Genomic DNA, 11,973 nt, shown 5'->3' with positions numbered 1-11,973 from the left:
ATCGTAAAAAAGGAAAATAGATCGATAAAAACAGAACTACATCGTACAATAAAAGTCTTTATAATGATTATCCCGACAGGCTCCTAGGTAATATGTAACGAGCCATGGACTTCCAATCAAGATGGACAAAACGCACCAGCCACTATAGGTGCCGACGGGCGATGAGTTAATGAGCGACGGGTCATCGACCTCTTGTCAAGGTGGAAATAAAACATCTTAACAAGGGAAGGAAGGACCATGACTCGCTTAGAGTCAATCATGCGTCGATATTTGACCAAGGTAGAATCGGGAGGAAGGGATCGGCCGATCTTAATCAGTAACGTGCATTGGTCACGATTTGTGCCGGCAGTTTACCTTCCCCTAAGAATATCAACTTGACTTGACACTTCAAAGAAAGGTGGCCGCATAGATCCTGATTTTGGACGAATCATTCTACTCCCACCCTCTGAAAGGAACATCTTCTTTTGCTCGAAGCGCAGTTGGTATCAGGTTTTAAATACTTGAATGAAAAAGAGGGCCCGTTTTAAACCTTCGGCCCCTCAGCTTTTTAAACAACTCAATTTTATGTCGAGCCTTATCACCCTATCCTCTTTCTCACCATATCCCACGAGCCGGTGATCAAAAAGCTCTCGTCCATGTTTTTTACCATCTTTACGAATTTCTTCATCGGCACGGCAAAGGTGAGGACTTCCTTCGGCACGCACGGCCTTGCGGAGACGTCAAACATTCCGATCACCGCCCTCGGGTTTTCGGCGTCCTTCTCCAGATAGGGATAGTGGACGATGGAGCCGCACCCCGCGGCGAACGGGGTAAAGACCATGTTCGGGTCCGCCTCGTCAAAGCCGGCCAGCGTAAAGAGCCCGGAAAGGACGTCCGGCACCGCGAAGAAGATCACTACCTCCGGCTCATCCCCCTCTTCGATACTGTCCCACCTTTTGAAGACCACATATTCCTCGGGGGCCTTGAAATCTTTGAACTTCTTCATCGACTCCTTTACCAGCTCCGGCGACTTCTTGTATCTCTCCCCATCGAGCCTGCCGGGGATGCCGCACGACAGGAAATACTCGAAATCGGGCATTATCTCAGTCGTAAAACCGAGATACCTCTTTCCGCCGTTGCAGGCGACCGACTCGACACCGAAGGCCAAAGGCTTCCCCTTCCTGACCTTGGCCAGGTCGCATATAAAGCACCGGTGTTCCGAGGCTTTTTTGGCTCCCTCCACACCCTTGACATTATCCGTGTAGTAAAAGACAACCGGTAGTTCGGCGCCCTTGAAATACTTCTTCCACAGCTTTACAAAATCGTCCTTTATCTTCATGTCCATGATTTTCCTCCATAATCCTCTTGCATATTGTGATTATGTATCAATTTCCCCAATTTCAATATTGTAATATTGTTAGCATGTTAGTGAAATTTGTCTTTCCCCCGCTAAAAAAACCGCCCTGCTAAAAAAACAGGCTGTCTACTTCGTAATAAATCAGGTCAGCCCTCGGCCCGTGCGTCAAGGGAATACCCCGGATGCCGTCTTATCCTTCGGACAAGTTTCTCTATCTCCACCGCCGCAAAGACAACCGATGAAAGGATCAGGGTAATCGCAAGCTCGTTTAACGTCAGAGGCGCCGTGTGAAAAATCGGGTTCAGAAACGGCACATATATAGTCGCCAGCTGAAGGGCTACGGTAAAGACCAGCGCGCCGATCAACAGCTTGTTGGTAAAAATCCCCTGGACAAAAAACGATTCCCGCTCCGATCTTATCGCCAGGGAAAGCCCCAGCTGGCTAAAGCAGAGAATCGTGAACACCATCGTCTGCCAGTGAATATCCCCCATCTTAATAGACCACGCCTGGGTGGCCAGACACACGATACCCATCAGGAGCCCCACCCAAATAACCTGAATGCCAAGTCCGTGGGCAAATATGCTCTCCTGGGGATGCCTCGGCAGCCTCTGCATGACCTCTTTCTCGGCGGGCTCAACGGCCAGCGCGAGCCCGGGAAGGCCGTCCGTCACCAGATTGATCCATAATATATGGATGGGCAAAAGGGGTATCGGAAGGCCCAGGATCGGCGCCAGAAACAAGGTCCAAATCTCCCCGGAATTGCTCGTCAGGGAGTACCGTATGAATTTTCGAATATTGTCGAATATTCGCCTCCCCTCTTTTACGGCCTTTACGATGGTCGCGAAATTGTCGTCGAGGAGGATCATATGGGCGGCCTCTTTCGATACGTCGGTCCCGGTGATTCCCATGGCGACGCCGATATCGGCCCTCCTGAGCGCCGGCGCGTCGTTGACACCGTCCCCGGTCATGGCGACATACTGCCCCTTGTCCTGGAGTCCCTTTATGATCTTCAGCTTTTGTTCCGGGGCAACCCTCGCATAGACGCGCACGTCCTCGACACGCTTCTCAAAATCCTCCAGTGACAGCCCCGAAAGCTCCGTCCCCGTCATGGCCATCCCCGAATCTTCCCCCATTATTCCGAGGCGTCTTGCCACCGCAGAGGCGGTCAACGGGTGGTCTCCCGTTATCATGATCGGCTTGATGCCGGCCGTCCTGCACAAATTCACCGCGTCCTTTGCCTCCTCCCGAAGCGGGTCCATCAGACCCGCTATCCCCAGGATGGTAAGCCCCGATTCCACCGTCTCCGGTGAAATCTCGTCCGGAAGTTTGTCCCACCGCCGCATACAGATGCCCAGTGTCCTCAGGCCGTCGTCCGCCATTCGATCGCCCGCCTCAGCGATCATATTCTGGTCGATGGGAACCTCTCCCTCCGGCGTAAAAATGTAATCGGACTGCTCGATAAGTTGCTCAAGGGCGCCCTTCGTAAATGAGATAAAGCCTCCCTTTTCTCCCTTATGAATCGTGGTCATGCGCTTTCTCTCGGAATCGAAGGGTATCTCCGCGACCCTCGGGAATGTCTTTTCCAAAACTGCTTTATCTGAACCGCACTTTTCTGCTGCCGCAAAAAGCGCCGCTTCCGTTGGATCTCCTATGATATTGCCGTCCTTGTCCTTATTTGCGTCGTTGCTCAGGGCCATCGCCTTGACGAGAATATCGGTACCGTCAAGCATCAGGTTCTCGCAGCTGAAGTCGTCCCTTGTGACTATTCGGCCGTCAACGTATATCTCTTCCACGACCATCATATTCATCGTGAGGGTTCCGGTCTTGTCGGAGCAGATATAGGTGACGGAACCGAGGGTCTCCACCGCGGGGAGCTTTCGTATCAGGACATTCTGCTTTACCATCTTCCTTGCGCTTATCGCAAGGGAGATCGTGACGACAGCGGGAAGGGCCTCGGGGATTGCGGCCACCGCCAGCGAGATCGCCGTCAGCAGCATATCCATGATCGGCTCTCCCCTGGCGACCCCGACGGAAAAGACGACGGCGCAGATGACGAGGACGGAGATTGCCAGCTTCTTGCCCAGGCGGGTGAGCCTCTTCTGCAGGGGGGTCTTTACCTCCTCCCCGCTCTGGAGCATCGCGGCGATTTTGCCTATCTCCGTTTCCATGCCGGTCGCCACAACGACCCCCGCGCCGCGGCCGTAGGCAACGAACGTCCCCCTGTACGCCATATTCCTTCTGTCGCCGAGGGGGATGTCCACCTCCTTCAGGGGGTCGGTATCCTTTTCCACGGGCAGAGACTCCCCGGTAAGGGCCGCCTCTTCTACCTTCAGCCGGACCGCCTCGATAAGCCTCAGGTCGGCGGGTATGATATTCCCGGCCTCGAGCACGACTACATCCCCGGGCACGAGGTCTGAGGACTGGACGGTTGCCGGAATCCCGTTTCTCAACACGGTTGTTGCGGGGGAGGCCATCTTCTTGAGCGCCTCCATCGCCTTCTCCGCGCGGTATTCCTGAACAAATCCGATCACCGCATTCAAAACGACGATCACGACGATAGCGATGGCATCGGAGGCCTCGCCGATAAATCCGGCGATAACGGCCGCGGCGATGAGGATTATGATCATGAAGTCGCTGAACTGGTCAAAAAGCATCATCAAGGGGTGCTTTTTCCTCTTCTCCTTCAGCTCGTTCGGCCCGTACCGGGCAAGGCGCGCGGCCGCCTCCCCGGGTAAGAGACCCTTAGGTGAAGCCCCCAACAAACGAAATACCTCCTCGGACGAAAGGAGGTGGCCGTCCTCTATAACGCTGTCCTTTGTCAAAAGAAAACTCCTTGGAATTGAGTATTCGTCATCCATTTTTTATCATTTTTTTTGGGCGTGATCACGGTCGAGTTTTCGTATGTGGTCTTTTGCACCAAGCGTGAAAAACCGGCCGCCTGCTGCACCCCGTGCGACACACGTCTTGTCATAAGGGACATATCTGAACGGATCGGGGGAATAAAAAAACCTCTATTGCGACTCCGGCGGTCGAAATAAAGGCCTCTCTTGTTCGTTATATACTGACAATTTAAACATTGTTATCGGAGCTTCCATGACCGCACCGATAATCCAAATGTCCCTCCCATTCTTATAGGAAACATGATATAGGGGAGACGGGGGTTTGTCAAGGGAAAACGGGGAAAGCGGTGATTAAAGAAATTGCTTTTTTATACGATATGAATTTGATACAATTTGAACTGCCCTTTTTTAGGAGGATGTGAGTGAAGCTGATTCTAGTTGTGGCCGAGAATTCCGATCATTCGTCCGTTATCGGAAGGAGCCTTACTTCCGAATATAAGGTTGAATCGGTCCCTACAATAGAGACGTGCCTCGAAAGGCTCCGCAAAAAAAGATACGAGATCATCTTTGTGGACATCGGACTCCTTCGTGGATTGATGGAAAACAATTCGTACAATAACGCGCTCCAGGCGTTCTGGCAGGTCTACCCGACGATGGAGATCGTTGTCATGTCACCGGTTGAAACGATCAGGGAGGCCGTCATGGCTGTGAAGGCGGGGGCAAGCAACTACATCACCTATCCGATCGATGTGGAAGAGGTGAGATTCGTAACTCAGAACGTCTACGAATCGATCAAGGTAAAGCTTGAACTCGACTATCTCAGGGGACGGTTCTGGGAATCCGAGGCGCTCGAGACGATACAGACCAAGTGTGTGGAGATGCAGAAGGTCTACGAAAAGGTGCGGGCGGTTTCTCCCACAAAGAGCACCGTGCTGTTGATAGGCGAGACAGGCACGGGGAAGAGTATTCTTGCGCGGCTGATCCACCAGCACAGCAACCGCAGAAGCGGCCCCTTTATCAGCGTCCACCTCGGCGCCGTGCCCGAGACGCTGGTCGAGAGCGAGCTTTTCGGCCACGAGAAGGGGGCTTTTACCGGAGCGGAGCGAAGAAAGCTCGGCAAATTTGAGATCGCCAACGAGGGGACGATCTTTCTCGACGAGATCAGCACGATCCCTCCCTCGGTTCAAATCAAGCTGCTCGAGGTCCTGCAGGACGGGACCTTCAGCAGGATCGGGAGCGAAGTGGACATCCATACGAACGCCCGCGTGATCGCCGCTACGAATACCGACCTGAAGGTTATGTGCGACGAGGGAAATTTCCGAACTGACCTCTACTACCGGCTGAACGTCTTCCCGATCGAGGTACTGCCCTTGAGGGAGCGCAAGGAGGACATCCCATTTCTGGTGGATGTTACTCTAAAGAGATTGAACAAGTTTTACATGAAACAGATCAAGGCCATTCATCCCGCCGTCTTGGAGGCCTTCGATAACTATCTATGGCCCGGCAATATCCGGGAGCTGGAAAACATAATTGAGCGGGCCTATCTGTTGGAAAAATCATCCATCATAGAGACAAAGCATATACCCCATGAACTCCTCCCGGCGAATTCGCTCCATCAGATGAATGATGATGAATCGACGATGACGCTCTCTGAAGCGCGTAAAAAGGGCGTCGAGGAGCTGGAGAGGCAGTACCTTATGCGGATGCTTCGGTTGATGCACGGCAGGATAGACAGGACGGCTCAGGCCGCCGGAATAACCACGAGGCAGCTCAACAAGCTGATGAAAAAATACGGACTTGAAAAGAGGGACTTCAAGAATAATCAGTGACCCGTTTAAAAAGAGAACTCAAGGTTCCTGTTATCGGTTTATCGGAATTATTGGTTCCGATCTCCAAAATATAAAAAAAACAGACATTTAGACAATCCCCGGCCCTCCCGCCGCCAATAAATCGGAACTCTTAATTCCGAAATCAAAGTCAATATTATAAAAAGTCAATAATCTCAATAAGTTATGATTATGGCATAATTGTTGCTGTAATAAACGACAAAAGATGAGGCTATTTAAGCATTCTCAAATGAAAGAGAAAAAACATAATTACATCACATTAAGGGGAATTATCGTCCCGGCAAACTGGGATCGCGACGGGGTGATCGTCGACCTTGCCCTCTTGACCGATGACGAGAGGGAGTTCTTTATCGAGAAGGGAGATGTGATCTGGAACAAGCTCTTGGATTTTCTCAGGGAAGAGGTCAATGTAACCGCCTCCCGGGGATCGATTAAAAACAGCAGGCCGACGATTGTGATAAAGACTTTTGAAAAGACAGTAAACAGAAAAACGAGCACCTTGTTATTCTCATAAACACTCACTCGGCAGACAAATTTTAGAAAAGGGGAAATTTAATGAAAGTTGGAATTACCTATGATCTCAGAGATGAATATCTGAAAATGGGGATGTCCGAGGAAGATACGGCGGAGTTTGACCGTGTCGATACCATTGAGGCGATAGACAACGCCCTCACCCGGCTCGGCCACCTCACTGACCGCATCGGCACGGTTCACAACCTTATAAAGAGGCTGGCCAAGGGAGATAGATGGGATCTGGTCTTCAACATCGCGGAGGGGGTCTCCGGTTTCGGGAGGGAGGCTCAGGTACCCGCCGTCCTCGATGCATTTGACATACCCTATACCTTTTCGGGTCCCATGGTCTTGGCCCTCACGCTCCACAAGGGTATGACGAAACATATCGTCAGGGACCTGAATATCCCGACCCCGGACTTTGTTGTCGTCAATAAACCATCGGAGTTAAAGAAGATAGCCCTTCCCCTTCCCCTCTTCGTAAAGCCGGTGGCGGAGGGATCGAGCAAGGGGATTTACCCCCAGTCAAAGGTAACTAAAAAGCGCGACCTTATGCCTGCCTGCATCAGGCTGATGGAGCGATTTGAACAGCCCGTCCTCGTGGAAACGTACCTGCCGGGGAGGGAATTTACAGTGGGTATCGTCGGAACCGGGAGGGCGGCGCGCTCCATAGGCGTCATCGAGGTACTTGCCCGAACGGAGGGGAATGACGTTTATTCATACGAAAACAAGGAGAACTACCAGGAGCTGGTGGAATACCGTCTGGCCACAGGAAAGATCTCCGCGGAGGCGGAATCGGTCGCCCTTGAGGCATGGCGGGGCCTGGGCTGCCGGGACGCGGGCAGGGTTGACGTCAAGGCGGATGAGACCGGCATAGTGAACTTCCTGGAGATAAATCCCCTTGCAGGGCTAAATCCCGTCAGGTCCGACCTGTGCATCATTGCAAGAAAGGTCGGCATATCCTACGAAGCGCTGATAGGTGAAATCATGTCGTCGGCCATTGAGCGAATGACCCTCAAGGCAAAACTTGCGAAAGGTGCGTAACGATGGACCAAAAAACAATCGGTATAATACACAATGTGCCAATCTCGAACGGGAAGGCGAATTACAAGGCCTCCCAGGATGTAATGGTTCAGGTAGACGCCGTGAAAGAGGCGATCGAACAACTGGGGTATAAGAGCGTCACTGTCCCGTTTACGAAAGATATCAGCGCCTTTCTGAAGGACATCAGAAACAGCGCCGTAGATTTCATATTCAATCTGTGTGAAACGGTGGATGAGGATCCTAAACTGGCGTGGCAGCCGGCGGCGATACTGGAATACCTCGGCATCCCCTTTTCCGGCTCGTCGTCCGAGGCGATACTGATAACGACCGACAAGCTATTCGCAAAACGGCTCCTTTCATCCTCCGGCATCAAGACGCCCGAATATTTCATCTATTCCGGATCTCCGGCTCCCATGCCGGATGGATTCAGGTTTCCGGCAATTGTAAAACCGAGATTCGAGGACGCCAGCATAGGAATCGATCAGGAGTCGGTCTTTGAAAATCAGTTCCAGTTTAAGGACAAAATTCACGAATTCTACAAACGGTACGGCCAGATGATAGTCGAGGAATATATCGGCGGGAGGGAATTCAACGTCTCCGTATTTGGATACCAGGATCCTAAGGTCCTCCCCGTGGCCGAGATCGTCTTTGCCGATTACCCGGAAAAACTGTACAAGGTCGTAACCTACCGGGCAAAATGGGAGGAAAACTCCTTTGAATTTCAAAACAGCGCCAGGATATTCCCCGAATATATTGATGCTTCATTGCTTAAACGAATCTCGGAAACGGCGTTGAAGTGCTTTCATCTATTCAGGACAAGAGATTACGCGCGGGTAGATATGCGGGTAGACGAAGACGAAAACGTATACGTCCTTGAGATAAACGCCAATCCCTGCATCAGCCCCGATGCGGGATTGCCCGCCGCCTGTGAGAGGGCGGGGTTGTCTTATATCGATATGATAGGAAAATTCGTCGACTTTTTGGCCTCCCGCTCGGAGAGGAAGGACGAAATAGTGGAAACCGGCAAGAAGATTCACAAGGGAGACCTTCAACTTTCCGGTTAGATATGATATGAATGGATTATCATGGACTTAAAACGGGCCACATCAATAGACCGTAATCTATCCGCAGCGGTAAACCGCGTGGACGGCAAAGATCAATTTGTCCGCCCCCCCCGGAATCGGTGCGGCTCAAAGAGATATTGGGTGGATTATCTGTTGATATGGGAGAAACCTCTATTTCCACGGGATAGTTCGTCACTCGGCGGTTATACCGGCTTCTTGTAAGGTATTTTTCAAAAATCTTTGGCGACATGGGGGAGACAAACCTTTTAAAATTTGGCGCCCCCGTTTATGCATTATTGTTTTTTCTTAGAGTGATTTTTGAAAATGTTAAAGACAAAGAAGAAGGATGCAATTCACTCCCTTCAATCCCTGCATTTGGCCTTGGAGGACAGCTTTGACGGACATCTCAAAACCTGCCGCGATTTCTTAAGGCAAAAGAGCGTCTCAGCAACAGGGGAGGGGATCAGGGAGATGGCCCAGGTTATAAGGGGATTCATCGATGAAATGGGGGGGGGGGTAAAATTTGGGGGAGACCCGGCATATCCCATCATCCACGGGCGGATCAATCGAAACAGGAAGAAGACCCTGATCATCTACGGGATGTACGACGTCCAGCCGGCCGAAGAGAATAACTGGATAAGCCCCCCCTTCGCCGCGGAGGTCCACAACCTTCCCGGCCTCGGCGAGTGCATTGTCGCCCGGGGCGCCGTCAACTCGAAGGGGGCCCTCTGCGGTCTCTTCAACGTCCTGAGGACGATGAACGATCTGGGGGAAATCCCCCTCAATATAATATTCACCATAGAGGGGGAGGAGGAGATCGGGAGTCCCCACTTCGAGGAGTTCATCGTCAGCCATAAGGGAGAGCTTTCCGGGAGCGGCGCCGTCGATTTCGACTTCTCCCAGGACTCGGTGGGGAACGTCTCCATGCACCTGGGGCTTAAGGGAATAGTCTATATGGACCTTATCTGCAGGGGCGGTAAGAAGGGAGGGCCGGGGGACACATCCCTCCACGGCTCCGACAGCGCCTGGGTCTCGTCCCCCGTCTGGCGGCTGATCCACGCTCTCGGCCCCCTCACCGACGAAAAGGAGAATATCAAAATCCCCGGTTTCTACGAGAACGTCGCCAATCCGAACGAGGAAGACAATATGCTCCTAAAAAAGCTGGCGCTTACCTTTGACGAGAAGCGATTTCTAAAGGAGATGAGGAGCGCTGCCTTCAAATCCGCCTATCACGGGTACGAGCTACTCAGGCAGGGGCTCTACTCCCCGGTGCTCAACATCAACGGATTTCACTCCGGATACACTGGGGCTGGGACTAAGACGATCCTCCCGAGAAAGGCGACCGCCAAGGTAGACATCAGGTTCGGCCCGAGGATGGAGCCGGACGAAGTCATTCGCAGACTCAAGGACTACCTCGTGGAGCAGGGATTCGACGACATCGACGTTATAGTAAGGGAAAAATACACCTGGTCGAAGATCGATTACTCGGAGCCGATCGTTCAGAAGATGATCTCGGCGTACCAGGCACACGACATTGAGCCGGAGGTATGGCCCATTGCCACGTGGACGGCCCCATATTTTGTCTTCTCGCGGATACTGGGCCTTCCGGTGGTGTCGGGCGGCCTCGGCCACGGCGGAAGGGAGCACGTCGCCAATGAATATATGACGGTCAGGGGGCTTTTGGACTTCGAGAAGTTCGTGGCCACCTTTCTATACCAGATGGCAGAGTAATTAAAGCCCCGATAAATCTTGAGCCTATTGAACCCGGAGGCCGATTTGAGCATCCGGTTTTTTATAATCTGTATTTCTGCTTCAGAACACCCTCGTGAACGACACTTTAAAGAAGAATATAAAAAACTCATTTTACGACGGTATTTTCGGCAATATTTTCGCCACCCTTACGGGAGGATTGTTCCTTACGAGCCTGGCCCTGTACCTTAAGATGAGCGACCTTTTGATCGGTATTTTGGCCGCAATGCCGTATCTGGTGAATATTTCTCAGCTCTACACGTCGCAGGTCATCGAGAAAAGGGTCAGCAGAAAGAGGATCTATTTCTGGGCGTCGGCGGGGAATCGGGCCCTCTGGATTCCCCTGGCCCTGATCTTTCTGCTCCCTTTCGGCTATGAAAGGGCAAAAATATATATCGTGCTCTTTTTTATTCTCTCCTCATACGTCTTCGCATCGATAGGAAGCGTCTCGTGGCTCTCGTGGATGTCCGATCTGGTCCCGGACGGCATTCGGGGACGCTTTTTCGGCACCCGCAATACCCTCAACGGATTCATCGGCATGATCATTCTGCTGATCTTTGGGAACATCTTTGATTTTTTTGAAAAAAGCGAGGACCACGGCCTCTCTTTCGGATTCCTTCTCGCATTTTCCACCGCCGTTATCCTCGGGCTGTTCAGCCTCTTTTTCATCAAACGAGTCAAGGATGTCGGCGCCGCCGTATCCCCGAGACGAAACCAATTTTGGGAAAACCTCATTTCCCCCCTGAAGCAGAAAAATTTCAGAAACTATCTGATATTCATCTTCTGCTGGAGGTTCTCCGTACTTTTTGCAAGCCCCTTCTTTACCGTATACCTTTTGAGGGAATTGAAATTCAGCTACAGCTTTGTGGCGGCCCTTGCCATTACCTCCGCCGTTTCAGACCTCGCCGGGATGCAGCTTTGGGGATTCATCTCCGACCGTGTTAGAAACAAGATCGTGATCAAGATATTGGGGTCAGTGGTCGTTTTTCTGCCGGTTTCGTGGATCATGGTGGATAAGGAGAGCGTCGTCCTTCCCATTGCCCTTCACATCATCGGCGGTGTATCCTGGGCCGGGATAAACCTCTGCCTCAACAACATGTTGCTGGGGATATCCCCCAAGGAGAACAAAGCCTTTTTCATTTCACAGTATAACGTCATAGGGGGTCTCGGCGCGGTCCTCTCACCGATAACGGCCGGGTTCCTGATCGTCCTGATGGGCAATAAATATCTATGGCTTATACCCCTATCCTTGATTCCCCTCCACATCGTATTTGTGCTTTCAACCCTGCTGCGTTTTCTGTCGATGCGGCTTTTGAACAGGGTCTCTGAACCGGAAGAGGTGGGCGTGAGAAAACTTATCCGTGTGATCATGAATTATCGAAGCATCAACGTCTCCGGCGGCTTTTACAGCCTAATGCACCCGTTCGTGGAGGTTTCGACGGGAAAGGAAAACAAGAATAAATCCTGATTATAGGCCGAGCCGAACAAGCGGACGGCCGTTTTGAAAAGGGCCCTTAAAGTTGGAGGAATACGGCATATTCAAAAGGGCGGGAGGAAAAATCCCTTCTTGTAATCCCCCCTTT

The 11,973-nt window shown here is 51.8% G+C and carries 8 protein-coding genes; 6 read left to right on the top strand and 2 right to left on the bottom strand.

From position 1 onward, the window contains the following. Positions 1-577 precede the first annotated feature (577 nt). Entirely contained in the window at positions 578-1,324 is a 747-nt protein-coding gene (locus JW984_09270; GenBank protein MBN1573370.1) for a DUF169 domain-containing protein, read from the bottom strand. Positions 1,325-1,482: 158 nt separating this feature from the next. Continuing rightward, positions 1,483-4,194 (bottom strand): cation-translocating P-type ATPase, encoded by a 2,712-nt coding sequence (locus tag JW984_09265; GenBank protein MBN1573369.1) that lies wholly within the window; start codon positions 4,192-4,194, stop codon positions 1,483-1,485. A gap of 404 nt (positions 4,195-4,598) precedes the next feature. Here JW984_09265 and JW984_09260 point away from each other — a divergent pair, with 404 nt between their 5' ends. The 6 genes from JW984_09260 to JW984_09235 all read left to right on the top strand — a co-directional run bounded on the left by JW984_09260 (position 4,599) and on the right by JW984_09235 (position 11,858). Beyond that, complete coding sequence (locus JW984_09260) at positions 4,599-6,005, top strand: sigma-54-dependent Fis family transcriptional regulator (GenBank protein MBN1573368.1); 1,407 nt, start codon at positions 4,599-4,601, stop codon at positions 6,003-6,005. A gap of 247 nt (positions 6,006-6,252) precedes the next feature. Further along, positions 6,253-6,537, top strand: a complete 285-nt coding sequence (locus tag JW984_09255; GenBank protein ID MBN1573367.1) for a hypothetical protein — start codon at positions 6,253-6,255, stop codon at positions 6,535-6,537. A 41-nt stretch (positions 6,538-6,578) separates the two neighbouring features. Beyond that, positions 6,579-7,577, top strand: coding sequence for a D-alanine--D-alanine ligase (locus JW984_09250; protein ID MBN1573366.1), 999 nt, complete (start codon positions 6,579-6,581; stop codon positions 7,575-7,577). Between the two features lie 2 nt (positions 7,578-7,579). Continuing rightward, a complete protein-coding gene (locus tag JW984_09245) occupies positions 7,580-8,641 on the top strand; it encodes a D-alanine--D-alanine ligase (GenBank protein MBN1573365.1) in 1,062 nt (353 codons plus the stop codon). A 324-nt stretch (positions 8,642-8,965) separates the two neighbouring features. Beyond that, complete coding sequence (locus JW984_09240; GenBank protein ID MBN1573364.1) at positions 8,966-10,372, top strand: M20/M25/M40 family metallo-hydrolase; 1,407 nt, start codon at positions 8,966-8,968, stop codon at positions 10,370-10,372. Between the two features lie 94 nt (positions 10,373-10,466). Further along, on the top strand, positions 10,467-11,858 hold the full coding sequence (locus tag JW984_09235; protein ID MBN1573363.1) for an MFS transporter: 1,392 nt from the start codon (positions 10,467-10,469) through the stop codon (positions 11,856-11,858). Positions 11,859-11,973: the final 115 nt, after the last annotated feature.

It is taken from the genome of Candidatus Zymogenus saltonus, from assembly GCA_016929395.1.
Lineage (GTDB): Bacteria > Desulfobacterota > Zymogenia > Zymogenales > Zymogenaceae > Zymogenus > Zymogenus saltonus.
Note: the sequence above shows the minus strand (reverse complement) of the source record. Positions and strands in the feature narration are given on the sequence as shown.